Source organism: Pusillimonas sp. T2, from assembly GCF_002236805.1.
Lineage (GTDB): Bacteria > Pseudomonadota > Gammaproteobacteria > Burkholderiales > Burkholderiaceae_B > Neopusillimonas.
Genome location: NZ_NIQA01000009.1, coordinates 77,566 through 102,910, shown reverse-complemented (window position 1 = coordinate 102,910; position 25,345 = coordinate 77,566). Strand labels below are relative to the sequence as shown.

The 25,345-nt window shown below is 57.0% G+C and carries 26 protein-coding genes, 1 tRNA gene and 1 riboswitch; of the genes, 10 read left to right on the top strand and 17 right to left on the bottom strand.

Annotation, left to right across the window (positions count from 1 at the left end; translation table 11 throughout):
• The first annotated feature begins 86 nt into the window (after nt 1–86).
• From PuT2_RS13225 to PuT2_RS13200, 6 genes are all read left to right on the top strand, one after another.
• Nucleotides 87–701 carry a curli production assembly/transport protein CsgE gene (locus tag PuT2_RS13225; protein WP_254047006.1) on the top strand — a complete coding sequence of 205 codons (615 nt, stop codon included), beginning with the start codon at nt 87–89 and terminating at the stop codon, nt 699–701.
• A 14-nt stretch (nt 702–715) separates the two neighbouring features.
• Nucleotides 716–1,168 carry a curli assembly protein CsgF gene (locus tag PuT2_RS13220; protein WP_093971461.1) on the top strand — a complete coding sequence of 151 codons (453 nt, stop codon included), beginning with the start codon at nt 716–718 and terminating at the stop codon, nt 1,166–1,168.
• The gene (locus PuT2_RS13215) at nt 1,165–2,142 is read left to right on the top strand and encodes a CsgG/HfaB family protein (RefSeq protein WP_093971460.1); all 978 of its coding nucleotides are present in this window, start codon (nt 1,165–1,167) and stop codon (nt 2,140–2,142) included. The genes PuT2_RS13220 and PuT2_RS13215 overlap by 4 nt, the downstream gene beginning before the upstream one ends.
• A gap of 116 nt (nt 2,143–2,258) precedes the next feature.
• A complete protein-coding gene (locus tag PuT2_RS13210) occupies nt 2,259–3,017 on the top strand; it encodes a hypothetical protein (RefSeq protein ID WP_093971459.1) in 759 nt (252 codons plus the stop codon).
• A 108-nt stretch (nt 3,018–3,125) separates the two neighbouring features.
• Nucleotides 3,126–3,449 carry a curli-like amyloid fiber formation chaperone CsgH gene (csgH, locus tag PuT2_RS13205; RefSeq protein ID WP_093971458.1) on the top strand — a complete coding sequence of 108 codons (324 nt, stop codon included), beginning with the start codon at nt 3,126–3,128 and terminating at the stop codon, nt 3,447–3,449.
• Nucleotides 3,450–3,593: 144 nt separating this feature from the next.
• Nucleotides 3,594–4,406: a response regulator transcription factor gene (locus PuT2_RS13200; RefSeq protein WP_093971457.1), complete on the top strand. Its 813-nt coding sequence runs from the start codon at nt 3,594–3,596 to the stop codon at nt 4,404–4,406.
• Nucleotides 4,407–4,412: 6 nt separating this feature from the next.
• Here PuT2_RS13200 and PuT2_RS13195 read toward each other — a convergent pair whose 3' ends face one another.
• On the bottom strand, nt 4,413–6,203 hold the full coding sequence (locus PuT2_RS13195; protein ID WP_093971492.1) for an ABC transporter ATP-binding protein/permease: 1,791 nt from the start codon (nt 6,201–6,203) through the stop codon (nt 4,413–4,415).
• A 170-nt stretch (nt 6,204–6,373) separates the two neighbouring features.
• Between PuT2_RS13195 and PuT2_RS13190 the strand changes: the two genes are divergently transcribed.
• A complete protein-coding gene (locus tag PuT2_RS13190; RefSeq protein WP_093971456.1) occupies nt 6,374–8,011 on the top strand; it encodes a sigma factor in 1,638 nt (545 codons plus the stop codon).
• Here PuT2_RS13190 and PuT2_RS13185 read toward each other — a convergent pair.
• The 10 genes from PuT2_RS13185 to PuT2_RS13140 all read right to left on the bottom strand — a co-directional run bounded on the left by PuT2_RS13185 (nt 7,953) and on the right by PuT2_RS13140 (nt 16,301).
• Nucleotides 7,953–8,753, bottom strand: a complete 801-nt coding sequence (locus PuT2_RS13185; protein ID WP_093971455.1) for a ferritin-like domain-containing protein — start codon at nt 8,751–8,753, stop codon at nt 7,953–7,955. The genes PuT2_RS13190 and PuT2_RS13185 overlap by 59 nt on opposite strands.
• Entirely contained in the window at nt 8,753–9,145 is a 393-nt protein-coding gene (locus PuT2_RS13180; protein ID WP_093971454.1) for a MerR family transcriptional regulator, read from the bottom strand. The genes PuT2_RS13185 and PuT2_RS13180 overlap by 1 nt, the downstream gene beginning before the upstream one ends.
• 79 nt (nt 9,146–9,224) lie before the next feature.
• Nucleotides 9,225–9,554, bottom strand: a complete 330-nt coding sequence (locus PuT2_RS13175; RefSeq protein WP_093971453.1) for an integration host factor subunit alpha — start codon at nt 9,552–9,554, stop codon at nt 9,225–9,227.
• 14 nt (nt 9,555–9,568) lie between these two features.
• Nucleotides 9,569–11,989: a phenylalanine--tRNA ligase subunit beta gene (gene pheT / locus PuT2_RS13170; protein WP_093971452.1), complete on the bottom strand. Its 2,421-nt coding sequence runs from the start codon at nt 11,987–11,989 to the stop codon at nt 9,569–9,571.
• Nucleotides 11,990–12,015: 26 nt separating this feature from the next.
• Nucleotides 12,016–13,038 carry a phenylalanine--tRNA ligase subunit alpha gene (pheS, locus tag PuT2_RS13165; RefSeq protein WP_093971451.1) on the bottom strand — a complete coding sequence of 341 codons (1,023 nt, stop codon included), beginning with the start codon at nt 13,036–13,038 and terminating at the stop codon, nt 12,016–12,018.
• 74 nt (nt 13,039–13,112) lie between these two features.
• Nucleotides 13,113–13,472: a 50S ribosomal protein L20 gene (rplT, locus tag PuT2_RS13160; RefSeq protein ID WP_093971450.1), complete on the bottom strand. Its 360-nt coding sequence runs from the start codon at nt 13,470–13,472 to the stop codon at nt 13,113–13,115.
• A 17-nt stretch (nt 13,473–13,489) separates the two neighbouring features.
• The gene (gene rpmI, locus PuT2_RS13155) at nt 13,490–13,687 is read right to left on the bottom strand and encodes a 50S ribosomal protein L35 (protein WP_093971449.1); all 198 of its coding nucleotides are present in this window, start codon (nt 13,685–13,687) and stop codon (nt 13,490–13,492) included.
• 231 nt (nt 13,688–13,918) lie between these two features.
• Nucleotides 13,919–15,436, bottom strand: a complete 1,518-nt coding sequence (locus tag PuT2_RS13150) for a YifB family Mg chelatase-like AAA ATPase (RefSeq protein ID WP_093971448.1) — start codon at nt 15,434–15,436, stop codon at nt 13,919–13,921.
• Nucleotides 15,437–15,554: 118 nt separating this feature from the next.
• Nucleotides 15,555–15,797, bottom strand: a complete 243-nt coding sequence (locus tag PuT2_RS13145) for an accessory factor UbiK family protein (RefSeq protein WP_093971447.1) — start codon at nt 15,795–15,797, stop codon at nt 15,555–15,557.
• A 96-nt stretch (nt 15,798–15,893) separates the two neighbouring features.
• Nucleotides 15,894–16,301: a hypothetical protein gene (locus PuT2_RS13140; RefSeq protein WP_093971446.1), complete on the bottom strand. Its 408-nt coding sequence runs from the start codon at nt 16,299–16,301 to the stop codon at nt 15,894–15,896.
• A 584-nt stretch (nt 16,302–16,885) separates the two neighbouring features.
• Here PuT2_RS13140 and glnK point away from each other — a divergent pair.
• Both glnK and PuT2_RS13130 read left to right on the top strand, forming a co-directional pair.
• Nucleotides 16,886–17,224, top strand: a complete 339-nt coding sequence (glnK, locus tag PuT2_RS13135; RefSeq protein ID WP_093971445.1) for a P-II family nitrogen regulator — start codon at nt 16,886–16,888, stop codon at nt 17,222–17,224.
• A gap of 11 nt (nt 17,225–17,235) precedes the next feature.
• Nucleotides 17,236–18,462, top strand: a complete 1,227-nt coding sequence (locus tag PuT2_RS13130) for an ammonium transporter (protein WP_093971444.1) — start codon at nt 17,236–17,238, stop codon at nt 18,460–18,462.
• Between the two features lie 24 nt (nt 18,463–18,486).
• Here the strand turns inward: PuT2_RS13130 and ptsP are convergent, their stop codons facing one another.
• The 6 genes from ptsP to thrS all read right to left on the bottom strand — a co-directional run bounded on the left by ptsP (nt 18,487) and on the right by thrS (nt 24,529).
• A complete protein-coding gene (gene ptsP / locus PuT2_RS13125) occupies nt 18,487–20,241 on the bottom strand; it encodes a phosphoenolpyruvate--protein phosphotransferase (protein WP_233574987.1) in 1,755 nt (584 codons plus the stop codon).
• 19 nt (nt 20,242–20,260) lie between these two features.
• Nucleotides 20,261–20,533 (bottom strand): HPr family phosphocarrier protein, encoded by a 273-nt coding sequence (locus PuT2_RS13120; RefSeq protein WP_093971442.1) that lies wholly within the window; start codon nt 20,531–20,533, stop codon nt 20,261–20,263.
• A gap of 60 nt (nt 20,534–20,593) precedes the next feature.
• Nucleotides 20,594–20,995, bottom strand: coding sequence for a PTS sugar transporter subunit IIA (locus PuT2_RS13115; protein ID WP_093971441.1), 402 nt, complete (start codon nt 20,993–20,995; stop codon nt 20,594–20,596).
• 3 nt (nt 20,996–20,998) lie between these two features.
• On the bottom strand, nt 20,999–21,958 hold the full coding sequence (gene gshB, locus PuT2_RS13110; protein WP_093971440.1) for a glutathione synthase: 960 nt from the start codon (nt 21,956–21,958) through the stop codon (nt 20,999–21,001).
• Nucleotides 21,959–22,019: 61 nt separating this feature from the next.
• Nucleotides 22,020–22,592, bottom strand: coding sequence for a translation initiation factor IF-3 (gene infC / locus PuT2_RS13105; RefSeq protein WP_233574992.1), 573 nt, complete (start codon nt 22,590–22,592; stop codon nt 22,020–22,022).
• Nucleotides 22,592–24,529 (bottom strand): threonine--tRNA ligase, encoded by a 1,938-nt coding sequence (gene thrS / locus PuT2_RS13100; protein WP_093971438.1) that lies wholly within the window; start codon nt 24,527–24,529, stop codon nt 22,592–22,594. The genes infC and thrS overlap by 1 nt, the downstream gene beginning before the upstream one ends.
• Before the next feature lie 223 nt (nt 24,530–24,752).
• Here thrS and PuT2_RS13095 point away from each other — a divergent pair.
• A tRNA-Val gene (locus PuT2_RS13095) sits at nt 24,753–24,829 on the top strand.
• Nucleotides 24,830–25,030: 201 nt separating this feature from the next.
• Nucleotides 25,031–25,235, top strand: a riboswitch (cobalamin riboswitch).
• The last annotated feature ends 110 nt before the right edge of the window (nt 25,236–25,345 follow it).

Below are 25,345 nucleotides of genomic sequence, written 5' to 3'. Positions count from 1 at the left end.
CTATCATGGTTTTCAAGGTGTTAGCAAAACGTAGTGATGTTCACGATTGTGTAAAGCATGTTTCAGAAACGCCCGGAGGCGCTGCCATGAGTAACCGTGTTTCAGATCGCAAAACACTGCCGGCCAGAATGCTGACCGCAGTGGTATGCGCCCTGTATGCAACCGTTGCCCAGGTAGCCGCCGCGGCGCCTCTGAAAACTACCGAGAGCGCCAGCCGACCCGTGGGTACGACATCAAAAATCGATAAGCCCGCACGCTCAGGTACATCGAACGGTGCAACAAACGGCAATGGCAACGGCAATGGCAATGGCACGCTGAACGGAAAGCTTAATGGGAGCCTGGATGCAGACCGGGAAAGCCGCAAGCGCCTGGAAGACCCGCTGACCGGAATTGTCATCAACCGCACCATCACCGTGCTGGGCAAAGACTTCTACAACTATTTTGTGACTGCTTGGCGTCATCTGGATGGCGACAACAAATACACCATCACCATATTCGAGCGCCCATCGGCCCGTTGGGGCAGCGAGATCTGGATCGAATTCCGCCGTACCCGAATGTTCCACACTTTTTTATCGCCGGCTCGTCAGGCCGCGCGCGAAGCCAGCGAGCAGGCTGCTGACCTTGTTTACCAGAACATCATGGAAAACGAAGTGCGGCGTGCGTTGTTCAAAAGCCCTGATCTGGGCGAAGAAGAACTGTAATCAAGGAGACCATCATGTCCAGCAAGCCAGGAATTCAGCGTGTCGCTATTGCGGCCCTGATCGCCGCAATCGGAATGTCGCCGCCACTTAAAGCCAGCGAACTGATCTATTACCCCATCAACCCATCTTTTGGGGGCAACCCGCTGAATGGTTCGTGGATGCTGAACTCGGCCCTGGCCACCAACAAACACAAAGACCCTGCCCTGGATGACACCAGCGGCATAGAAAGCACACAGCAAACGCCATTGCAAGCTTTTCAGGAAAGTCTTGAGCGCGCGGTACTGTCGCGCCTGACCTCGGCCGCAACGTCGAACCTGTTTGACCCCGTCACCGGCAAGCTTGTACCCGGTACGGTCGAAACCGGCAACTTCACGATCACGATTGCCGACAGCGGTGGCGGCATCCTGACGATCACCACAATGGACAAAGCCACCGGCGCAGTGACAACTTTCGAGGTCAGCCAATGAACACCGCCCTGACATCCGTGGCGCCTGTGGCCACAAAATCGTATAGCAACCGCTTGGCCAAACTGGGGCCCGTGCTGGCCGTCTGTGCTGCGCTGGCGGCCTGCGCTCCGCTGCAAAAACCCGCCGAAGTCGCCAATCAGGCACAACTGACGCCGGCTACGCCTTCGACGCACGACTTGCTGAAACTGCCGCCGCCTAAAGGCAAGATTGTGGTGGCCGTCTATGGCTTTCGCGACCAGACCGGGCAGTACAAGCCGGCGCCCGACAGCTCGTTTTCGACCTCGGTCACGCAAGGCGCCGCGTCGATGCTGATCAAGGCGCTGAAAGATTCGGGCTGGTTTACCCCGGTTGAGCGCGAAAGCCTGCAAGAACTGCTGACCGAACGCCGTATTGTGCGGGCGCTGGATGGCTCACAAGACAAGAATACGCCGCAGATTTATATCCCCCCGTTGGTGCCGGCTTCCATTCTGATCGATGGCGGGATCATTTCTTACGAAAGCAATGTCCGGACCGGTGGCCTTGGTGCGCGATTCCTGGGAGTTGGCGCTTCGACGCTGTACCGCGTCGACCAGGTCACCATCGGTCTGCGCAGTGTCGACATCCGTACCGGGCAAATCCTGCAAACCGTGTCCACGACAAAAACCATTTTCTCGTACGAAATCAGGCCCAGTGTCTTCAAGTTTGTGAATTTCAAAGACCTGCTTGAAATTGAAGGCGGGATCACGCGTAACGAACCTGCCCAGTTGGCGGTGAAAGAAGCCATTGAGGCGGCGGTGATCTACCTCACGGTTCGTGGGCTGAAAGACGGCCAGTGGGCACTGCGCAATGAGGCCGACTGGAATCAGCCGGTCATCCAGAGCTACCTGCAGGAAGAAACCAATTATGCGGCGGTTGCTGCCGACATGGGTCCGGGAGGCGTAGGCATGGGCGCTGACGCCGGCACCATCGTCAATACCGACACGTCGAACCCATAGCGCGCACTAAACGATTATCGCGATACGAATAAACAGAAGGGACGGGTACCGGGTTCTGAAGGCCGCCAGGTACGCGAGAGAAGCAGTGTTGGCCTTCATCAACGAGGAGAAGCAAAATGAGTATCAAACTTACTGCAGTCGCATTGGGCGTCACACTGGCCTTTGGCGCCGCTTCAGGCGCCATGGCGGCCAACAACGCCACCATTTACCAGAACGGCTGGGGCAACGATTCGTCGATCGAGCAGTACGGCAATATCAATGCCACCGCCACGGTGAACACCTACGGCAACATGAACGACAACGTCGTGGTGCAACAGGATACGATGGCCACAACGGCGACCATCAACACCAACTGGGGCAACAACAATGACAACTACATCAGCCAACGTGACGTCACCGGCTCGAGTGCCACCGTTTATCAGGCTGCCAGCTTCAGCGATGTCGTCATTGAACAAGGTGGCACCACGTCGACGGTTGGTGGTGGGTGCAACTGGTTCGGCTGCTGGCCCGGTCATCCGGTTACCGTTGACGGCACGAACCAGGTGGCTGCGGTCAACCAGTTAAGCGGCTGGGGCCATGACGCCTATATTGGCCAAACCGGCCATAACGTAACCGGCACCATCAATCAGAGCGGCCACAAAAATGAAGCTGTCATCCTTCAGCGCGGCACAGGCGGCGACCCCGACAGTGCCATCATTACGCAATCCGGCGGCCACAACAAGGCCTCGGTTGACCAGTACGGCAAAGGCCTGAACGCCACCGTACTGCAGCAAGGCAGCTACAACGTGGCTACCGTCACCCAGCGTAATTCCGGCCAAAACGCTTCTGTGACACAAGTAGGCAACTTCAACAAAGCCAACGTCGTACAACACTAAACGACGGTTACGCGGCAGGCACGCCCGGCATGCCTGCCGCAAACCGGCCATAAACAACCCAAAGGGCATCGCCGATGCGTTCTGGCATGACGGGTTGAGGAGACAACTGTGAACATCGACGCGGACATTCAAGTGTGGTTAGAGACGGCTCAACGCACGCAACCCCAGATTATTGTGCCGTACGTAAAGAGCTCGACAGAAACGACACTGAAATATGTCGTCGAGGCCCACCGCAGCGCTGCGCAAGGCAATAGCCGCTTACGCCAAGGCGGAACTATTCACCTGACGGCCGACCAGGCCACTGCCCTAGGGACGCTCGCGCTGACACGCAGTGCTCAAGATACGTGTGAGGTGACCCTGACTTTGCGATCGGCCGACAACACCGAGCGAAAGTTTCAATTGCCCTGCCCCGGCTTTACGCCCGAAACATAAAAAAACTATTTAAATCAGAAAATTGAAAGAAATATTTAAACGGAATCTTTATTGACCCTGTCGGCAACCGTTATTACTATTGCAATACGTTGCATACCCCGGGTGCCATAGACAAGCTGCCGACATCATTCGAAGGATGTAGAAATGGCAAACATCATGATCATCGAGCCCCATGCGTTACTCCGGCTTGGCCTGGTACAACTTCTGGCCGACCTGGGCCCTGACGTTACACTGCAAAGCCAAGACTATCCGTTGGTTTCGGCACAGCCGCAAACCCAGTGGGCCACCGATCTGGTCTTGCTGTCACTGTATAACCCCGACGAAATCGCGCGTCAGGTGGCCGCCGTCGAGGCCGCGTTCAAACCGGTCTCCATCATTGCCATGGGCGAAGAGAAAGTTATGCCGGCCCAATTGGCCGCCCTCTCGGGGCGTCTGGCCGGTTATTTATGCATCAGCTGTGCGCCCGAAATGCTTCTGGCGGCAGTTCGCCTGGTATTGGCGGGCGGGAAATGCTTTCCGCCGATATCTGCCCCCCCTATCGCGTCGCAGGCAACCACGCCGGCAGCCGTATCCAATACCCTGCCTGCCAGCGCCGCGACAACCGACGACCTGATGCGCCCATATACGCCGCCACGCTGGCCGCCGGTGGCCGAAACCTCACCACCACCCAAAGCACCACCCAAAAAAGAAATGGCCGAACACGAAATGTTGGGTCTGACGCCCCGCCAATACGAAGTGCTCGTTTTGCTAGCCCGTGGGTACCCCATGAAAACCGTTGGGCGGTGCCTGAATATTTCGGTGGCCACGGCCAAAGCGCACACCGAAACCCTGTATCAGCGGCTTGATGTCCACAATCGCAACGCGGCGGTGTATGCCGCTGTGTCGCGTGGCGCAAAGCTGGGCTGGGCCTGCATGGGGGGCGATGCCGACCCCGGGTCGGTCAACTGTAACCGATGACAACAATCAAATGGGGGCCTCCGGGCTTTCAGCCTGCTGCAGCGCCCACATTTGCGCATAACGCCCGTTCTGCGCCAATAGTTGTCGGTGTGTTCCCTGCTCAATTACCCGACCATGATCCATCACCAGTATTTCATCGGCGTCGGCAACTGTCGACAAGCGATGAGCAATAATCAGCGTGGTGCGATCACGCGAAATTTCGCCTAGTTCGTCCTGAATGGCCTTTTCGGTCTGGGTGTCGAGCGCACTGGTGGCTTCGTCGAGAATAAGAATTGGCGGGTTTTTAAGCAGCGTACGTGCAATCGCCACCCGCTGCTTTTCGCCGCCCGACAACTTCAGGCCGCGCTCACCCACCTGGGTGTCGTAACCATCGGGCAATCGCGAAACAAAATCGTGTATGCGGGCGGCCTTGGCAGCCTGCACAATTTGTTCCTGCGTGGCATTGGGGTTGCCGTAAGCAATGTTGTAGCCAATGGTGTCATTGAACAGCACGGTATCTTGCGGCACGATACCGATATGCTGGCGCAGGCTGTCTTGCGTCAGTTGGCGGATATCGGTGCCATTGACCTTAATAACGCCGCCGGTTACGTCATAAAACCTGAAAAGCAATCGGGACAGCGTTGACTTACCTGCGCCCGAGGCGCCCACAACCGCTAATGTTTTGCCCGCTGGAATAGTAAACGAGACCCCAAACAAAATTTGCCGGTTCGATTCGTACGAAAAATCCACGTTCTCGAAACGAATTTCGGCCTGACGCGTACTCAGGGGCCTGGCATCGGGCGCGTCGGCCACTTCGCGATCTTGCGCCATCAGACCAAACATGCGCTCCATATCGGCCAGAGCATGCTTGATTTCACGATAGACAAAGCCCAGAAAATTAAGCGGTGCATAAAGCTGGGTTAAATACGCCGACACCAGAACCACATCGCCTACTGTCATGGTTTGCGCCACCACGCCCTTGGCCGACAACCACAGTAACAGGGTAATGCCCACCGTGATGATGACGCCCTGCCCCATGTTCAGGAAATTGAGCGACACCTGATTCTTTACGGCCGAATCAACCCACTTGCCCAGATTGCTGTCGTAGCGATTAAGCTCGTAGCGCTCGTTGCCAAAGTACTTAACAGTTTCATAGTTGATGAGCGCATCGATAGCCTTACTGTTGGCCTTGCTGTCCAGATCGTTCATGCTGCGCCGATACACCATACGCTTCTCGGTGACCACCAGCGTAAAGATGATGTAGGCCGCGATGGTGCCCAGGGTAATGACGGCAAACCAGAAGTCATAACGCCAGAACAAAATGATCGCCACCATGCCGATTTCAAGCAAGGTCGGCAAAATATTGAAGACCGTGAAATTGAGTAAGAAACCAATGCCTTTGGTACCACGCTCGATATCTCGACTCAGCCCGCCTGTTTGGCGTTGCAAATGAAATCGCATCGACAAGGTAAACAGATGCTGATAAAGCCGGGTCGCAATGGTGCGGATCGAGCCTTGGGTTACCCGCGCAAACAGTGCATCGCGCAGTTCGCCAAACACACTGGTGGCCAACCGGGCAAACCCATACCCCAGCAATGCCGCGACCGGCAGCACCATAAGCGTTTGCGGCACGCTGAGCTGATCAACCAGATCTTTCAGGTAGAGCGGCAACGTAACGCTGGCCACCTTGGCGGCCACCAGGCAACCCATGGCCAGCAACACCCGCCATTTAAACTGCCATACATAGGGCAGCAGCGACTTGAGGGTCTGGATGTCGTTACGGTCGGCAGGCGCCGGGCCTCGGGCAGAAAATCTCATGGCATGGAGTACGGCGTATAAAGACGCCTGATAGACGGGGCCCCATTTTACGCCGGGGCGAAAGTCCTTGCCTGTTTGTACAGAACGCATGCCGCAGGCTCATTTTTTATGCCAAGCCCGCATACAATTATCAACTGCACATTCTTGAACCCGAAACAAACAGAGGTCTCATGGCGGTCAGCCACTTCAATTACAACCACACGCTGATACAGTGCGGGCAGGGTAATGCCCAGGCATTGTCTTCGTTGTACCAGCAGGAAGCAGCCGTCATGCTGGCGCTTGCCGATCAGGTGCTTGAAGACCACGGCAAAGCGCAACAAGCCCTTCACGATGTTTGCGTCATGGTCTGGAAACATGCCGACCAGTTCGACCCGTCGGCAGGCAGCGCGCGCGCCTGGATATACAGCATCTTGCGTTACCGCCTGATGCGTGAACTACGGCACAACCCAGTACCGATCGACACGGCACGCATCAATCAGTTGCATACCTGGCTCGACGACAACACCCGACTGATGCACGAAGACTTGCACGACGGGCTTGAACGCGTCGAACCCCTAGCCGCAGATGCTCTGGGCCTGGCCTACTACAAAGGACTGCACACCGCACAAATAACGCGCGTGCTCGAACAGCCCGAGCATGAAATCAGGCAGCTCCTGAATCAGGCCTTGCAGTATCTGGAAAAAAAGACGGCCTATGGGGGGCCCCTTCCCCAGGCCCAGCGTCTTGCCATTGCGCAATACACCCTGGGCACTTTGCAAGATCACGAAGAACAAAACGCCCGGGAGCTTATCAGTAAAAATGACGACGCCGTGCAGCAGGCGCTGCATTGGGAAACTGTCTTGCTGGCGCTGGCCGATCGGTTGACGCCGGTCATCCCGGATCCGGTCATCTATGGGCGTGTTCAAAAAACACTTGGCCTGCCCCGTATTGACCCCGACATACAACCTTTGGCCCGCCCCGAAACACCGGCACCGGCAGCCTCCGCAGCCACTGCATCTGCCGCCAGTACACCGGGCGCATCGGCCGCTAAAACAGGCGCCTTTGCCACGACGGCCTCGCCCAAAGGCGCAAGCCACACCATCACGTCAGCAAACACAGCGCCCGCGTCCAGCCGGGGCAATGCCCCAGCGCAAACACCAAACTTGTCTTCTGACGCCAATACCTCGCATGCGCCGGCAAATGCTTCGGCAGCGTCATCTGCCGCAGCGTCTAACGCGGTAGCCGGTACGCTTAAAACGACCGGACCAGGTGCAGGCATTCAGCGAAGCGCACGCAATAAGCCTCGTAGCAAACCCGCTATTTTGCTTGCAACCTTACTGATTGGCGCGGCGCTGGGTTACGTTTCGGCCAGCACCGGCATCTTCATGACGGCATCCACACCCGAACCCACTGTACCTGCTGCCCCACCCCAACCCGAAACGCTGTTCATCGCCATACTCCAACCCCCCGGCAGCACCTCGACCCCTGGCTGGGTAGTCACCCGTCCGGCTAGCCATACACTCAAACTTGAGTCTCTGATCAGCAGCGACAACGAGGCAGGTAAAGGCCTGGCACTCTGGACACGCGCCCCGGCACAAGCCGAAGCGACGTTTTTAGGGTGGTTGAATGACGGCACCAAAAATAACGTTACCCTGCCGGCAAACACAATGCTGACCAACAATCAATTGTTTGAAATTACGCTGGAAGACACCAGCCGAAGCAGCAACGCCCAGCCCGACGGTACCGTTTTGTTTATTGGTCAGGCGGTTATTACGACGTTGCCGGGGCCTGATCTTGCGCCTGCAGCGCCTCAAGCTCAGCCTGGGTGAACCCGGCAGCACGACGTGCGTCCAGATTAAATGGCCCTTTAAGCCGGGGCGCACGATACTGTTTAGCCAAAACAGCGTAATGCGCCACGGGGTCTAACCCGCGCTGGTCGCACAAATAGCGGTACCACTGGTTGCCAATGGCTACGTGGGTAATTTCGTCGCGCAAAATAATGTCGATGATGCCGGCCCCGGTAGCGTCACCGGCAGCCTGCAACTTGGCGCGTACTGGCGGCGACGCGTCCAGCCCTCGCGCCTCTAGGGTGCGGGGAACCAGAGCCAGACGCCCCAGCAAATCGGCCGACGTTCGTTCGGCCATATCCCACAACCCGTCATGGGCCGGAAAGTCGCCATAGGCGTACCCCATCGACTGCAAGTGGGCACTCAACAACCCAAAGTGGTAGGCCTCTTCGCGCGCGACCCTTAACCAATCCACATAGAACGCAACCGGCATCCCGGCAAATCGCCAGATGATGTCTAGCGCCAGATTGATAGCGTTGAATTCGATATGGGCCAGGGCGTGAATAAGCGCTGCCAAGCCTTGCGGGCTGTGCGGCGAACGCTGTTTAACCTTGAATGGACCGACCAGCTCGGGCTTGGCCGGCCGCCCCGGAATAGCGGCCGTGGCCGCCAGTTGAACCTGGGTATCGATGCCTTGGGCAAGCGCCGCCTGAAGGGTTTGTACTGCAGCAACTTTTTGCGTTGGGTCGTCTAGACAAAGTGCGTGCAGCGCCTGCAAGCGCATTATCGGCTGGTGCCGTCGAGCGCCTCGGCCAGGGCGTCGCGGATATCGGAAAGCTCGGACCGCAGCGCCTGAAACTCGGCACCTGTCAGCCGGACGGCCGCATCTTGGTCGTGGGGTACGTCGCGGGCGTCACCCAAACGATTGCGCGCACCGCTAATGGTGAAACCTTGCTCGTAGAGCAAGTCGCGAATGCGACGAATGAGCAAAACTTCGTGGTGCTGGTAATAGCGACGGTTACCGCGTCGCTTGACCGGCTTGAGTTGTGTGAACTCTTGCTCCCAGTAACGCAAAACATGGGGTTTGACGCAACACAGGTCGCTGACCTCACCAATCGTGAAGTAACGCTTGGCGGGGATCGGCGGCAAAATGACGGACGGTTCGTTCGTAGTCATGGGCGAGGGTCTGACCTATTGGGAAAGGTAAACTCAATTCAGGCGTTCGATAATAACAAACGCAGGACAGAACTCAAATTCAATTGGACGAGACGTCGGCCGGCACCGGTACGGCCTGCTCGACGGCGCTTTTAAGCTTCTGGCTGGCATGAAACGTCACCACGCGCCGGGCCTCGATCGGAATCACCTCGCCGGTTTTCGGGTTGCGCCCCGGGCGCGGCGGCTTGTCGCGCACCTGGAAATTACCAAAGCCCGACAATTTGACCTCGACGCCGCGCGCCAGCGCATCGCGGATTTCTTCAAAAAAAGTATCGACTAGATCTTTGGCTTCGCGCTTGTTCAACCCTACGCGGTCGAACAGAAGTTCGGCAAGTTCTGCTTTGGTCAGCGTACGTGTTTCCTGGACCATATGGGTACCCCTAATTAAGCGCGTTGACGAACGCCGTGAACCTTGACCAATGCGTCGAGCAACGTGGCCATACATGCCTCGACCTGTGCGTCGTCGAGCGTGACATCGGCATCTTGCAACCAGAAACGCAAAGCCAGACTGGTTTCGGGCGACTGCCCGGCCTGTACTGCGTTTTTATCACGCCAGACGTCAAACAGGCGAATGTCTTTGACAATAGCCAGTTTTGGATCGGCCGAAATAGCTTGACGCAAGGTGTGCAACAAGTCGCCGTAAGCCACGCCGGCCCCAATCCAAACGGCCAGATCGCGAATGACGATAGGCTGACGCGACAGCTCAGTCGGCGCGGGCATGGGACTTACTGAAATGGCCTCGACATCGACCTCAAAGACTACAGGCGCGTGCGCCAGTTCGAGCTGTTGAACCCAGCGAGGATGCACCTCACCCAACCAGCCGATGGGCTTGCCGTCGAGTACCAACCGGGCTGCCCGACCAGGGTGAAGCGCGGGGTGTTCGGCGGCCTCGCAAACCAGCGTCGCGGCACGAGTGCCCAGCAAAGCTTCGAGATCGCTTTTTACGTCGTAGAAATCGACCTGCCGAACCGGCACGCCCCACTGCTCGGGCGCGGCCGGGCCCCAAGCAGCGACTGCCAGACGCTGCGGCTGGTTCACACCCTTGACGGTGAGGTCGCCGTCGGACACGGCGGCGTCGCGCGCAAAAACCCGGCCCAGCTCGAACACTCGGACGCGCGACTGCTTACGATTGGCGTTATGGCGGATATTGGCCAACAAGCCCCCGATCAGACTGGAGCGCATCACGGCCAACTGACTGGCGATCGGATTCAGCAATCGAATAGGATCGGTATTACCCGCGTAGTTGTGTTCCCACGTCTCTTCAACAAATGAAAAGTTGATGACTTCCTGGTAGTCGCGCGCCGCAATACGCTCGCGCAACAAATGCGGGCCGTGGCGGGCCTCGGGGGCGGCCGTCATGACGGCAGGCGCCATCGGGGCAACATCTGGAATTTGCTCGAAACCGTAGACACGCGCAACTTCTTCGATCAGATCTTCTTCAATGGAGAGATCGAAACGATAGGACGGTGGCGACACACGGAATACATTACCGCTGACTTCGAAAGGCAAGTTCAGTCGCGAGAAAATATCTTCAACTTGCGATTGGGACACGTCGATGCCCAGCACGCGCCGGCAGCGATCGAGACGCAACTCGACGGGGTTGCGCGAAGGCAGGTTCAGAATCTGATCGTCGAGCGGGCCAACCTCACCGCCGCAAATATCGACGATCATGCGTGTCATGACCTCGAGATCTTCAGGAATATTGGCAAAGTCGACGCCACGCTCGAAACGATGGCTGGCTTCGGAACTGAACTTGAACCGGCGGGCGCGGCCCATGATGGCCTCGGGCCACCAGAAAGCGCCTTCCAGATAAATGTCGGTGGTGTCGAGCGTTACGGCGCTGGCATCACCGCCCATAATCCCGGCCAGACTTTCAAGCTGGTCGCCACTGGCAATCACACCCACGTCCGGTTGTAGGCTAACAGTTTGCTCGTTCAGCAACTTAAGGGTTTCACCCTCGCGTGCCCAACGTACGGTCAGCCCCTGACTGATGGTTTTAAGATCGAACACGTGGGTTGGGCGCCCCAGTTCAAGCATGATGTAGTTCGAAATGTCGACCAATGCCGAAATAGAACGCTGACCCGCACGTTCGAGACGAGACTTCATCCAGGCCGGCGTTTGGGCGCGCGCGTTGACACCGCGAATAACGCGACCGGCAAAGCGACCACACAAGTCGGCGGCCTGAACATCGACCGGCAAGCGATCGGCCAGCGTAACGGGAACAGGTGTTACCTGCGGACGACGCAACGGGGCGCCGGTAAGTGCCGCCACTTCGCGCGCCACGCCCAAAATAGACAAGCAGTCGGCACGGTTAGGCGTCAGCTTAAGCGTGAACAATGTATCGTCGAGGTCGAGCAAGTCGCGCAGCGACTGACCCGGCTGCGCATCAGCCGCCAGTTCGAGCAAGCCCGCATGATCTTGCGACAGACCCAGTTCGCGTGCCGAACACAACATGCCGAACGACTCGACGCCGCGCATTTTGGCCTTGCCGATTTTCATGCCGCCAGGCAAGACGGCGCCAATGCGGGCCAGCGGTACCTTGAGGCCGGCGGCTGCGTTAGGGGCGCCGCACACAATTTGCAACGGCGTGCCCGAACCATCGTCGACCTGGCACACGCGCAACTTGTCGGCGTCGGGATGAGGTGCAATATCGGTGATATGGGCAACCACAATACCGCTGAACGGCGGCGCTACCGGCTGAGTCTCTTCGACCTCGAGGCCGGCCATGGTCAGTTGGTGCGACAGTGCGTCGGTCGTCAGGTCAGGGTCGGTGAACGAACGCAGCCAAGATTCTGGGAATAGCATGATAAAAAACCTGATCCGTATTCGGGTTAGCGATTGAACTGACGCAGGAAGCGCAGGTCACCTTCGTAAAACTGACGCAAATCGTTTACGCCATAGCGCAGCATGGTCAGACGCTCAAGACCAGAACCGAAAGCAAAGCCGATGTATTGCTCGGGGTCGAGACCGAAGTTGCGAATAACCTGCGGATGCACCTGCCCGGAACCCGAGATTTCGAGCCAGCGGCCCTGATTGGGGCCGGACGTGAACATCATGTCGATCTCGGCTGAAGGTTCGGTAAAGGGGAAAAACGAGGGGCGAAAGCGAACACAAAGGTCGTCGGTTTCGAAGAAGGCACGCAAAAAATTGGTGTACACGCCTTTGAGATCGGCGAACGAGATGTTCTCGGCAACCCATAACCCTTCGACTTGATGAAACATAGGCGAATGGGTAGCGTCACTGTCGACACGATACGTACGGCCAGGCGCAATCACCTTGATAGGCGGCTTGTTCATGCGCGCGTAACGCACCTGCATGGGGCTGGTATGCGTGCGCAACAAGAACGGCAACCCTTGTTCGTCGTTCATGTCGACATAAAAGGTGTCTTGCATGGAACGCGCTGGGTGATTTTCGGGGTTATTAAGCGCGGTGAAGTTGGTCCAGTCGTTTTCGATTTCGGGGCCGTCGGCCACTTCGAAACCAATCGAACGGAAAATAGCTTCGACACGCTGCCAGGTTTGAATAACCGGGTGTATACCACCCACCGAGGCACCACGGCCGGGTAAAGAGACATCGATGGTTTCTGCGGCCAGACGCTTGTCGAGCTCGGCTTGTGCCAGTTCGGCGCGCCGGGCGGCAAGCAGGCTTTCGACCTGTTGCTTTAGCTGATTAATACGCGCCCCTTCGGCACGTTTCTGCTCGGGCTCGAGCTGGGCCAGGCTTTTCATCATGGCCGTCAGCGCGCCCTGCTTACCTAAAAAGCGGGCTTTGGCGTTTTCAAGCGCGGTCACATCAGCGGACTGCGCAAATGCTTCTTGGGCCTGAACAATCAGGTCATCAACCGGGGAAGTCATGGATATCGCTTTTCCAAATACAAACGGAGCCCAGAACGAGCCCCGTTTTTGTCACAACACAGTCGGTATACCGATCAGGAAGCTAGTGCAGCTTGAGCCTGAGCGACGACAGCGGCAAAACCTGCCTTGTCGTTAACAGCCATGTCGGCCAATACCTTGCGATCGAGTTCGATCGATGCCTTTTTCGTACCGGCAATGAAGACGCTGTAAGTAACGCCCAATTCGCGGCAAGCGGCATTGATACGAGTGATCCAGAGCGCACGGAAAGTACGCTTTTTGTTGCGACGGTCGCGGTAGGCGTATTGGCCTGCACGCATGACCGCCTGTTTGGCTATCCGGAATACATTACCGCGGCGACCGCGATAACCTTTGGCAGCTTTAAGGACTTTTTTATGACGGGCGCGGGCGGTAACGCCGCGTTTTACGCGTGGCATATTAGATCTCCGTTAAATCAAGCGTAAGGCATCATGCTGCGTACAGACGCAACATCAGACTTGTGAACCGCTGCAGAACCGCGCAACTGACGCTTGCTCTTGGTGGTTTTTTTGGTGAGGATGTGACGCTTGAACGCCTGACCCCGCTTGATCGACCCGCTACCGCGGACCTGGAAACGCTTGGCTGCGCCCCGTTTGGTCTTCATTTTTGGCATGATATAAAACCTGTGATTAACGCCAGCAGGTGGCCACCCCTAAGTAAGGCAACACTTTACAACCTGCAAAACGTAAAAATAAGCCCGCCTGGCTAACAGGGGCCAGGCCAAGCTGCTTTTGCGGTTAAACCCCTGCACAACGGTTAAACGAGGCACAGCGGTTAAACCGCAAACTTTTAAGCGGGCAAACCGCGAAAAGCCCTTGATTATATGATGATTTGGCAAAGAAGTCTACCAACCCGGTCGGTATTGTGCAGCCTCGGCAATGTGGTCGCGCCCCACGTCGGCGCACGCCGCCAGGTCGGCCAGCGTGCGCGCAACCCGCAACACTCGGTGCACCACCCTACCCGACCAGCACTGCTGATGCGCAATGTGGTCGAGCAAGCCCAACGCTTCGGTGGTCGCCTGGACGGCCCCAGGTAACTGCGACGGCAGCAACGCTGCGTTGGTACAGCCTTGCCTGGCCATCTGTCGCTCGCGGCACATCATTACGCGCGCCCTGACCACGGCCGACGGTTCGCCTGCCGGCAAATCGGACCACCCTTTGTCAATAGCGCCCAGCATCACCTGCAGATCTATGCGATCGAGCAAAGGACCCGACAGCCGAGCACGATACCGATCAATGCGCTCGGGCGTGCACTGACACGGCTTGCGACTGTGCCCCAGCCAGCCACAGGGGCAAGGGTTCATGGCCGCCACCAGCTGAAAACCTGCCGGAAACACGACCGACTGCGCCGCCCGCGCAATGCAGACCGAGCCGGTTTCCAGCGGTTCGCGCAGCGACTCGAGAACGCGCCGGTCGAACTCGGGCAATTCGTCGAGAAACAAGACACCATGGTGCGCCAGACTGATTTCGCCTGGCCTTGGAACAACGCCACCCCCAACCAGCGCCGCCACCGAACTGGAATGGTGCGGCGCCCGAAATGGCGGCGTCAGGCAAACACTCGCAGGCTGACCGCCCAAGCTGGCCAAAGCGACGACCTCCAGGGCTTGGGCCGTACATAAATCGGGCAGTAAAGTCGGCAACCTTTGTGCCAGCATGCTTTTGCCGGCACCAGGCGGACCCGACATTAGAAGACTATGGGCGCCTGCCGCGGCCACTTCAAGCACCCGCCGAGCCATCGCCTGGCCCTTGACCTCGGACAGACAGACTTGCGCGGGGGCCAGCGCAGTAGCCACGTGTGCCTGAGCAACCGGCATGGTCACTTCGCCAGACAAGTGCGCCACTACGTCTTGCAGCGTGCCGGCCGAAAATACCGTCAGACCCGGCACGGCGGCAGCCGTTGCAGCAGAGTGACGTGGCAACACCAACTGCAACGACGCGGCATCTTGCGCCACGCCCAACGCAATGGCTAAGGCGGCATCTATTGCCACTACAGCACCTGTCAGGGACAGTTCACCAGCAAAAACCAACGACGACACATCGACAGCCGCCGACCCGCCGCGCGCGCCGGTAGCGGCAATTTGGCCGGAGGCCAGCAAAACGCCCAGGGCGATGGGTAAATCGAACCGGCCAGACGACTTGGGTAAATCGGCCGGCGCAAGATTGACCGTCACACGCCCTGCCGGAAACGCGTAGCCGCTGCTGACAATGGCAGACCGCACACGATCGCGACTCTCGCGCACGCCAGTGCCAGGCAAACCGACCAGATTAAAAGCCGGCAACCCCGAACCGACATGCACTTCGACCCTGACCGGCACAGCCTGCAGGCCACGCAAGGCACGGGTTGCCACGACTGCCAGCGACATAACAGGCCCCTTTGGGATGAATGAACAGCCCCAAAGGTTATCGCTATCTATTACAGAATGGCGGCAAACAGGACAGTTCAGGCCACGCCGGAAAGCCCCTGATCAAGCCGCCTAGAAATCAAGAACCTTGACGCTCTTCCAGTGCTTTGACGCGCGCTTCTAGCGCGGCCAGACGGGCCAGTGCCTTTTCAAGCACGGCGGCTTGCACATCGAACTCTTCGCGCGTGACCAGATCGAGACGTGAAAACGTCTGGGTCATCATCGCCTTGACGTTGCGTTCGATATCGGCGGCCGGGCTGTTCTTGATCAGCTCCGACACATTTTTCTGCATGTCTTCAAACCAATCGGTACGGCTTTTCATAAAAACTCCTGATTATCGATAAACAACACCAGTGTAATTAAAAACATAAAAAACGGGCGCCGAAGCGCCCGAAATTGCTGGAGAACCAACGTTGACTTAGTTAGTGGCCGGCGTAGGCTGTGTGGGCGTAGTGGCCGGCTCGGTGGCGGGCGCTTGTTGGCCATTGCCAATCGCGTTCTGGATGGCTTTGTCGGCGTCGGCAGCGCCCTGCTTGATGGCATCGCCCACTTTATTGGCGGCGGCGGCAGCCTCGTCACGCACCTCTGCAGCCTTCTCGACAATAGCGTCTTGTGTTGACTGCGCGCTGCCGGTGGTTGATTCTGGCGCAGGCGTAGGTGCAACCGGTGTAGGCTCGGTGACGGGCGCAGCAGACGTGGGCGCGGGCTGCTCAACGGCGGGCGCGGCTACAGGCGCGGGCGCCTCTTCTTCTTTCGAGCAAGCGGCAAGTACGCCCATAGAAGCAACTAAAGCGACGATAGCGAGTTGTTTACGTTGAGTTTTCATGCGTTTCCTTCGAGGGGTTATTGGAGACAGTTACAATTCTAGCGAGACAGCTAAAACTGTCGACCCACCTAGTGTAAGCCCTAATTACAAAAATAATAAAAATAGACTCCGAAAAAACAAAAATATGCCGGAATCTCAATGGCTTCCGGACGGCAAGCCGCTTAATGTGATGTACATCACGACACATCTCACCCTGTCAGCACGCGGTTTGTTACAAATTTACCCCGGCATAACCGACCACGCTACCTGAAACCGCTTTGGTCAATGCTGCAGGTGCATAGCGTGACGCCCACCCCGCCATAACATCCACAGCCCAGCCCGTCTCGAAACGGTGCGGCGCGATGCACCGCGATAACGCCGACGCCATGACACCCACCCAATAACGCACACCTCTGGTGCGCACCTTCGTCGACGCACCAGTTTTGGGCGGAAGAACTGGCGAATGCGGCCAACGCCCACTGTTTTACCCGCGTGTCGTTGTGACTTTCTGACTTTTTTATGCCAACTCGCGCAACCCGCATCACAAAAGTTGGCACGCTAATTGCTTTGTATCGGTCGATCGCCCTCTACATAGGAAGCACATCATGAAATTGATCACCGCAATCATCAAGCCCTTCAAACTGGATGAAGTCCGCGAAGCGCTAGCCGAAGTTGGCATTCAGGGTATGACCGTGACCGAAGTCAAAGGCTTTGGTCGACAAAAAGGCCATACCGAGCTCTACCGGGGCGCTGAATACACCGTCGATTTCTTGCCCAAGTTGCGCATTGAGCTGGCCGTGTCCGATGCGCAGGTTGAAACCGCTATAGAAAGCCTGTGTGCCGCAGCACACACAGGAAAAATCGGTGACGGCAAGATATTTGTTATGCCACTTGAACAAGTCATCCGTATTCGCACCGGCGAAGACGGCGAAGCCGCTATCTAGGAGCACAAAACATGAATGCAGCTGATTTCGTCTGGGTAAGCGTCTCTACCCTGCTTGTATTAATGATGGTCGTCCCGGGCCTGGCCCTGTTTTACGGCGGCCTGGTGCGATCCAAAAACGTCCTGTCGGTGCTCATTCAAGTACTGGCCACGTTCTCGCTCGCGATCGTCGTCTGGTTTGTTTATGGCTATTCGATTGCCTTTACTGAAGGCAACGCCTTCTTCGGCGGATTCTCACGTGTGTTTTTCAATGGCATCGCCAATTTGTCCAACGGCGAATTCGCATTGTCGGGCTCGATTCCGGAAATAAGCTTTGCCGCATTCCAGGCTACTTTCGCCGGCATTACGTGCGCGCTGATCGTCGGCGGGCTCGCCGAACGCGTGCGCTTTTCGGCAGTACTGCTGTTCACGCTCATCTGGGTCACATTTGCCTATCTGCCCATTGCGCACATGGTCTGGTCGCCCGGCGGCTGGCTGTTCGAAAAAGGCGCCCTTGATTTTGCCGGGGGCACGGTGGTGCACATCAATGCCGGTGTCGCTGGACTCGTCGGCGCCTACTACCTTGGCCCGCGCCTGGGCTATGGCCGCGAAGCCATGCCCCCGCACAACCTGCCCATGACGATGATTGGCGGCGCCCTGCTGTGGGTGGGCTGGTTTGGCTTTAACGCTGGTTCTGCGCTCGGCGCCAACGAAATAGCTGCACTGGCGTTCTTCAATACGCTTGTTGCCACTGCGGGTGCAGTGCTGGCCTGGTTGTTCGTCGAATGGGCCGTCAAAGGCAAGCCATCTTTGCTGGGTGCCGTATCGGGCGCAGTCGCTGGTCTGGTAGGTATTACCCCCGCCGCCGGTCTGGTTGGTCCCTTGGGAGCGCTGGTGATTGGTGTGGTGACGGGTGCCGCATGCGTCTGGGGTGTCAATGGCCTTAAGCGTATGTTACGTGCCGATGACTCGCTGGACGTATTCGGTATTCATGCCCTGGGCGGGATTGTCGGCGCCATCCTGACCGGTATTCTGAATGCCAAGGCGCTGGGCGGCCCCGGCCTTGAAAGCGCCGCTGACATCTTGCCCCAGCTGTGGGTACAGATCGAAGGTATTTTGATTACCTTTGTCTGGACAGGTGTGGTTGCCGTCGTCGCTTATTTCATTGCCGACAAAGTGTGCGGGCTGCGTGTCAGCGCCGAAGCTGAACGCGAGGGCTTGGACATCAGCACTCACGGTGAATCGGCCTACTCAAGGTAAATGAAACGGCCGGCGGGGTGTTATTTACCCCGCCAGTACCGATAAATCGATGCGCTCGGCCCGATTCAGGGCTGATGCCACCTTGACCCGAAGTGCGTTAGTGTGAGACTGACGCACTTCTTTTTTGATGTCGAGCAATTGCTGGGGATGCATGGAGAACTCTTTCAGCCCCAACCCCAGCAACATGCGAGTCACACGACTGTCGCCGGCCATTTCGCCGCACACCGCCACCGACTTGCCGGCACGATCAGCCGCGTTGATGGTATGCGCAATAAGACGCAACACAGCCGGATGCATCGGATCATACAGGTCGGCAACTGCATTGTCGGCGCGATCGATAGCCAGCGTGTACTGAATCAGGTCGTTGGTGCCAATCGACAAAAAATCGAGCTGCTCGATAAAAGGTTCGATGGCAATGGCAATGGCTGGAATTTCCACCATGGCACCAATTTCTACGCTGTTACCGTAGGCCTTACCCTTGGCATCAAGCTCGCGACGCGCCGTCTCGAGCGCCCGTTTGACCGCATGCACCTCGTGCATGTGCGAAATCATCGGCACCAGAATACGTACCCGCCCATGCGCCGACGCGCGTAACAAGGCACGTAGCTGCGTGTGGAACAAGTCGGGATTGGCCAGGCAATACCGTATGGCCCGCAAGCCAAGCGCCGGGTTTGTGGCCACGGTCGTTTCGCCATCAAGGGTTTTGTCAGAGCCGATATCGAGCGTTCGAATGGTGACAGGCTTGCCCTGCATGGCTTTAACCACAGCAGCGTAGGCCTCATACTGCTCTTCCTCATCGGGCAAATTGCTGCGCCCCATGAACAAAAACTCGCTGCGAAACAAGCCAATACCATCGGCACCAGCAGCTACAGCCGCGTGGGCCTCTTCCGGCAGTTCGATATTGGCTTCAAGCAAGATACGAACGCCATCAAGCGTGACGGCATCGGCGTCACGCAACAAGCCGAGCTCAGCGCGATCGTCGGCATACGCTGCCTGCCGGCGACGATATTCTTCGAGAACGAAATCGGGCGGGTTGATCAGTACGCTGCCGCTCATACCATCGACGATAAGCAAATCGCCGTCACGTACCAGCGAACGCACGTTGCCCATACCCACCACGGCAGGCACATTCATGCTGCGGGCTACGATAGCCGTGTGAGATGTCGGGCCGCCCAGGTCTGTTAGAAATGCACCGAAGCGCGCACCGCGCAAACGCAGCATGTCGGCAGGCGAAATATCGCGGGCCACGACAATAAGCTCTTCCGACAAACCTTCGTCGAAGCTGGGTAGTACCACGGGCCGCCCCGACAGCACACGCAGCACGCGCTCTATGACCTGACGGATATCGGCCCCGCGCTCACGCAAATACTCGTCTTCCATGGCGGCAAATTGCTCGGCCAAAGACTGCCCTTGCGTGGTTAGCGCCCATTCGGCGTTGTAATGTCGCTCGGCGATCAGCTCGCAGGCATGGTCAGACAACATCGGGTCGTCGAGCAGCATGCAATGCACGGTAAGCAAGGGCCCCATTTCGCGAGGCGCGTCTTCGGGTAAGTGATCGACCATGTGCTGAAGTTCGTCGCGCGCCTGTATCACGGCCTCTTTCAGGCGAGTACATTCTGACGCAACGTCTTCGGGCTGAATACGGTAGTGGACGACTTCGAGGGCCGCCGCACCCATGACAACAGCACGGCCAATAGCGTAACCCTTGACTACCCCCTGCCCCCGCAGAGACAGCATGGCACTGTAGTGGTGTGGAACCAATGGAGCAGATTGGGTCATACGCACCCGGAAAATAAAATTATTCGGGTTCGCCGAACTTGTTGTCGAAAAGTGCCTTGATTTCGGTCAGGGCTGCATCGGCATCGGCGCCTTCGGCGTCGACAGTTACCGTTACCCCCAGACCGGCCGCCAACATCATGACCCCCATAATGCTTTTGGCGTTTACTCGCTGGGCGCCCCGGGCGATAAACACTTCAGTTTGGCCAAAACGCGAGGCCAATTGGGTAAGTTTGGCGGCTGCTCGAGCATGCAAGCCCAGTTTGTTGCTGATGACGATATCGATAGAAGGCATATAGTATTTTTGTGTTGTCGGAGCCGGTACGCGACAGGGCGCACACTATTTTATTAAATATTACGGTGCCTCACCTGCCCGCACAATACCCCGCTCTGCACTGGCACGCACCGACCGCACCAAAGCGCGAAAATCGTCACGCGGCCCAGTAAGCGCCTTCAATACCATGCATAAATTTGCGCCGGTCAGCAGCTCGACGTCATAGCCTTGCGAGCGCGCCATATCAAGCGCCTTGCGCGCCGTATTGTAGGGCGTCGCCCCATAAATATCGGCAAGCATGAGGGTTTGGGCCGGTGGCGCGGCACACACCGCAGCAAGAATGTCGGGCAGACGTTTCTCGGGCGTGTCAGTGGGCTTGATGTCAAATAGTGTCAGCTCGGGTTCCTGGCCAAGCACGTGGCGAGCGCAAGATACCAACGCGGCACCCAGCGGCTCGTGCATGACCAGAATGATCCGGATCACGGCTCAGACTCCAACCGCTTTTTCAAGCGCCTGCGCAAAACAATCGGCCACATCGAAGCCCGTTTGCTCGGTAATTTCGACAAAGCAGGTTGGACTGGTCACATTGACTTCGGTCAGGTAGTCGCCAATGACGTCGAGGCCGACCAACAACAAGCCGCGAGCGCGCAAGACCGGGCCGATGGTCTCGGCGATGGCGCGATCGCGCTCGGACAGGGGCTGCGCGACACCACGACCGCCGGCCGCCAGGTTGCCGCGGGTTTCGCCTGCCAATGGAATGCGTGCCAAGGCGTACGGAACAGGCTTGCCGTCGATGATCAGAATACGTTTATCGCCCTTGACGATATCGGGGATATAACGCTGCGCCATAATGGTGCGCTCGCCGTTGAGCGTCAGCGTCTCAAGAATGGCGCCCAAATTCGGCTCTTCGGGCTGCAGCCTGAAAATACCTGTACCGCCCATACCGTCGAGGGGTTTGACGATGACATCTTTGTACTTGGCATGAAACGCACGCAAACGAGCATTGTTGCCTGTCACGATGGTGGGCGAAGTAAATTGCGCGAACTCGGTAATCGTGAGTTTCTCGGGGTGATTACGAATAGCCGCACCCGAGTTGAACACTTTCGCGCCCTGCTTCTCGGCGTACTCAAGCAAGTGCGTGGAATAGACATATTCCATATCGAACGGCGGATCTTTGCGCATGACCACCGCATCGAAATGCGTCAGCGGCTGTGCCACCTTGACACCATTAGCTTTCCACCAGTCTTTACCATGCAGGTCAGCATCGTCGACCAGCGTAATTGACGAGCTGTCGGCCATGACGACGCCCTCGTCTATGAAAAGATCATCTTGCAAGGCAACACTGATGTCATGCCCCCGCGCTTTAAGCGCGCGCATCATGGCGACAGAGGAGTCTTTGTAGGCCTTGAGCGAAGGCAGCGGATCGATAATGAAAAGGACGTGCATGATGTACCTGCGAAAACAATCCCCACCAGACTAGGCCTGATGGGGATGCGAATGGGTAAGATCAGGAGGCCGAGTCGCCTTTTTGGGGTACCTTCTTGCGAGGCGCCAGCACCATGACCATCTGGCGACCTTCAAGTTTAGGCATGGCCTCGACCTGACAGAGCTCGGACAGATCGTCGCGAACGCGTTCGAGGACGCGCATGCCTAGCTCTTGGTGCGCCATTTCGCGGCCACGGAACCGCAGCGTTACCTTGGCTTTGTCGCCATCTTCGATGAAGCGGCGCAAGTTACGCAGCTTGACCTGGTAGTCGCCTTCGTCGGTACCCGGACGGAACTTGACTTCTTTGACCTGAATGACTTTTTGCTTGGCCTTGGCTTCGGCCTGGCGTTTTTGTTCTTGGTACTTGAACTTGCCGTAGTCCATCAGGCGGCAAACCGGCGGATCGGCGTTGGGCGCAATCTCGACCAGGTCTACTTCGTGATCTTCAGCCAATTGCAATGCATCGGCTACTTTTACGATGCCTAACTGCTCACCGTCTACGCCAATAAGTCGCACCTCGGGGACACGAATTTCGCCGTTGATGCGATTGTTTTTATCGGTTGCGATATCTAGAACTCCTTGATAATTAACAATTATTCCTGCCCGGCCTGACGCCGGGAGGTGATATCTTCTTGCAGGCGCTGAGCGAAATCGGAAAGGGGCATCACGCCCAGATCGACATTGCCGCGACTGCGTACTGCCACCGTACCGTTGTCGCGCTCTTTTTCGCCAACGACAAGAATGTACGGAATTTTCTGCATACTGTGCTCTCTGATTTTACGAGTGATTTTTTCACCACGCAAATCTGCAGAGGCCCTGAAGCCTTGTTTTTTAAGCTGTTGAGCGATTTCGGCGGCATAATCGGCGAAATTCTCGGAAATACAACAGACCACGACTTGCTCGGGCGCCAGCCACGGCGGCATAGCACCAGCATGGTTTTCGATGAGAATACCGATAAAACGCTCGAAAGAGCCCAGAATAGCCCGGTGCAACATAACCGGTGTTCGACGCTGGTCGGACGCATCGACGTATTCGGCGCCCAGACGCGCAGGCATGGAAAAATCGACCTGGATCGTGCCGCACTGCCAGTGACGGCCAATCGCGTCTTTCAGGGTGTATTCGATTTTAGGGCCGTAGAACGCACCATCGCCTTCGCTGACTTCGTATTGGCAACCCGTACGGTTCAGACTTTCCATCAGCGCCTGTTCGGCCTTGTCCCAGACCTCGTCACTGCCAATACGCTTCTCGGGGCGTGTAGCCACTTTGTACAAAATTTCGGTAAAGCCAAAGTCGGCATAGACCTTTTGCAGCAATGCGGTAAACGCAGCGCACTCGTCTTGCAATTGGTCTTCGGTACAAAATATGTGGCCGTCGTCTTGCGTAAAACCACGAACGCGCATCATGCCGTGCAACGAACCCGACGGTTCGTTTCGGTGACACTGGCCGAATTCGCCATAACGAATGGGTAGCTCACGATAGGAGTGCAAGCCGGCATTGAAAATTTGCACGTGACCTGGGCAGTTCATGGGCTTCAAGCCGTAGACACGGTTCTCGGACTCGGTCGTGAACATGTTCTCGGAATAGTTGTCCCAGTGACCGGTTTTCTTCCAGAGCGACAGATCGAGAATTTGTGGCGCCTTGATCTCTTGGTAACCGTTATCACGATACACGCCACGCATGTATTGCTCGACCTGCTGCCAGAGTGTCCAGCCTTTGGGGTGCCAGAAAATAAGACCGGGTGCTTCGTCTTGAAAGTGGAACAAGCCCAGCTCGCGGCCTAGTTTGCGATGGTCGCGTTTTTCGGCCTCTTCTAACATGGTCAGGTAGGCCTGCTGGTCGTCTTTGGTGGCCCAGGCTGTCCCGTAGATGCGTTGAAGCATTTCGTTGTTGCTGTCGCCGCGCCAGTAGGCGCCAGCCACCTTCATGAGCTTGAATACTTTCAGCTTGCCGGTTGACGGCACGTGAGGGCCGCGGCACAAGTCGATAAAGTCGCCTTCACGATAAAGGCTGATAGGCTCGTTTGAAGGGATGGACGCGATGATCTCGGCTTTGTAGGTTTCGCCGATGCTCTTGAAAAACGCTACTGCGTCGTCGCGCAACCACTCTTCACGCGTCACCGTCTCGTCTTTGCGGACCAGTTCGGCCATTTTCTTTTCGATGGCGGCCAAGTCGTCGGGGGTGAACGGACGCTTGTACGAAAAGTCGTAGTAAAAACCGTTGTCGATCACCGGCCCAATTGTTACCTGGGCATCAGGAAACAGGCTTTTTACGGCGTAGGCCAGCAAATGCGCCGTCGAGTGACGGATAAGGTCAAGACCGTCGGCATCTTTGGCGGTAACGATAGCGAGCTTCGCATCGCGTTCAATGACGTAACTGGTGTCAACCAGTTTGCCCTCGTCGTTGTCGAACGACACACGCCCGGCCAATGCGGCTTTACCTAGCCCCGTACCAATAGAGTACGCAACATCGTTAACAGAAACGGGACCGGGGAATTCGCGCTGCGAACCATCGGGCAACGTAATTTGAACCATAAAAACCTATCCTGAAAAAACCCGGCACACGCCGCGTTTTTGATTATGCTTGCCAGGTACCGCAGCTAAAAAACCTTGCACGCGCAATAATACCGAGCTTATCGACCCCTAGTGTAACATTGCAGGCAATCCACTCGACGACAGATATTTTTAAAAAAACACACACGCAACAGCGCTTTTGGCTTGACAAGCCATTTTTTAATGCGCTATAGTAGCGTTCTTTAGGCGGTTAGCTCAGTTGGTTAGAGCGCTACGTTGACATCGTAGAGGTCGCTGGTTCGAATCCAGTACTGCCTACCATTTTTATGTTGCCGATATTTTTTAATCGGTGGCCACACTAAAAACCCGCAGCCAGTTTGGCTCTGCGGGTTTTTTGTTGTCTGCAACAATGTTGGCTCGTTCCCATTAACGGGGCTGGGCTCTACCCCATTTTCGGGATACACACGCTTTAACCAAGCCTCACTTCCCGACACAATATCGGGACAACCCTGGCAAAGATGTATAATTCGCCCCGTTTCAGGTGCCGTTGTCAGTCTTGATGATGGTTAAACGGGAAAGCGGTGCGTCTTTTAATCAGACAAACCCGCTGCTGCCCCCGCAACGGTAAGCAAGTGCGGGCGTACCACAATGCCACTGGGTTCTACCCGGGAAGGCGGTACGTCAAAACTTGTGAGCCCGGATACCGGCCTGCTACGCCCAGCGATATGCCACGGGGACCTGGCACCGGCTGTTGCGGCCCGTGCGGTCGCCATGGTCTGCGCACATTTCCCTTTGGTATTGTCATTTCATTACACCGACATGCGGGGTCGCTTGTCG

Bases quoted from the DNA above. Each gene is read 5' to 3' on its own strand.
- PuT2_RS13120 (WP_093971442.1), bottom strand. From the start codon at position 20,533: ATGCCTTCTATCGATATCGTCATCAGCAACAAACTGGGCTTGCATGCT.
- PuT2_RS13145 (WP_093971447.1), bottom strand. From the start codon at position 15,797: ATGAAAAGCCGTACCGATTGGTTTGAAGACATGCAGAAAAATGTGTCG.
- PuT2_RS13200 (WP_093971457.1), top strand. From the start codon at position 3,594: ATGGCAAACATCATGATCATCGAGCCCCATGCGTTACTCCGGCTTGGC.
- PuT2_RS13130 (WP_093971444.1), top strand. From the start codon at position 17,236: ATGAATGCAGCTGATTTCGTCTGGGTAAGCGTCTCTACCCTGCTTGTA.
- PuT2_RS13185 (WP_093971455.1), bottom strand. From the start codon at position 8,753: ATGCGCTTGCAGGCGCTGCACGCACTTTGTCTAGACGACCCAACGCAA.
- PuT2_RS13175 (WP_093971453.1), bottom strand. From the start codon at position 9,554: ATGGTCCAGGAAACACGTACGCTGACCAAAGCAGAACTTGCCGAACTT.
- PuT2_RS13140 (WP_093971446.1), bottom strand. From the start codon at position 16,301: ATGAAAACTCAACGTAAACAACTCGCTATCGTCGCTTTAGTTGCTTCT.
- PuT2_RS13210 (WP_093971459.1), top strand. From the start codon at position 2,259: ATGAGTATCAAACTTACTGCAGTCGCATTGGGCGTCACACTGGCCTTT.
- PuT2_RS13220 (WP_093971461.1), top strand. From the start codon at position 716: ATGTCCAGCAAGCCAGGAATTCAGCGTGTCGCTATTGCGGCCCTGATC.
- thrS (WP_093971438.1), bottom strand. From the start codon at position 24,529: ATGGTTCAAATTACGTTGCCCGATGGTTCGCAGCGCGAATTCCCCGGT.
- rpmI (WP_093971449.1), bottom strand. From the start codon at position 13,687: ATGCCAAAAATGAAGACCAAACGGGGCGCAGCCAAGCGTTTCCAGGTC.
- ptsP (WP_233574987.1), bottom strand. From the start codon at position 20,241: ATGACCCAATCTGCTCCATTGGTTCCACACCACTACAGTGCCATGCTG.
- PuT2_RS13215 (WP_093971460.1), top strand. From the start codon at position 1,165: ATGAACACCGCCCTGACATCCGTGGCGCCTGTGGCCACAAAATCGTAT.
- glnK (WP_093971445.1), top strand. From the start codon at position 16,886: ATGAAATTGATCACCGCAATCATCAAGCCCTTCAAACTGGATGAAGTC.
- PuT2_RS13150 (WP_093971448.1), bottom strand. From the start codon at position 15,436: ATGTCGCTGGCAGTCGTGGCAACCCGTGCCTTGCGTGGCCTGCAGGCT.
- gshB (WP_093971440.1), bottom strand. From the start codon at position 21,958: ATGCACGTCCTTTTCATTATCGATCCGCTGCCTTCGCTCAAGGCCTAC.
- PuT2_RS13225 (WP_254047006.1), top strand. From the start codon at position 87: ATGAGTAACCGTGTTTCAGATCGCAAAACACTGCCGGCCAGAATGCTG.
- PuT2_RS13195 (WP_093971492.1), bottom strand. From the start codon at position 6,203: ATGAGATTTTCTGCCCGAGGCCCGGCGCCTGCCGACCGTAACGACATC.
- PuT2_RS13190 (WP_093971456.1), top strand. From the start codon at position 6,374: ATGGCGGTCAGCCACTTCAATTACAACCACACGCTGATACAGTGCGGG.
- rplT (WP_093971450.1), bottom strand. From the start codon at position 13,472: ATGCCACGCGTAAAACGCGGCGTTACCGCCCGCGCCCGTCATAAAAAA.
- PuT2_RS13180 (WP_093971454.1), bottom strand. From the start codon at position 9,145: ATGACTACGAACGAACCGTCCGTCATTTTGCCGCCGATCCCCGCCAAG.
- pheT (WP_093971452.1), bottom strand. From the start codon at position 11,989: ATGCTATTCCCAGAATCTTGGCTGCGTTCGTTCACCGACCCTGACCTG.
- pheS (WP_093971451.1), bottom strand. From the start codon at position 13,038: ATGACTTCCCCGGTTGATGACCTGATTGTTCAGGCCCAAGAAGCATTT.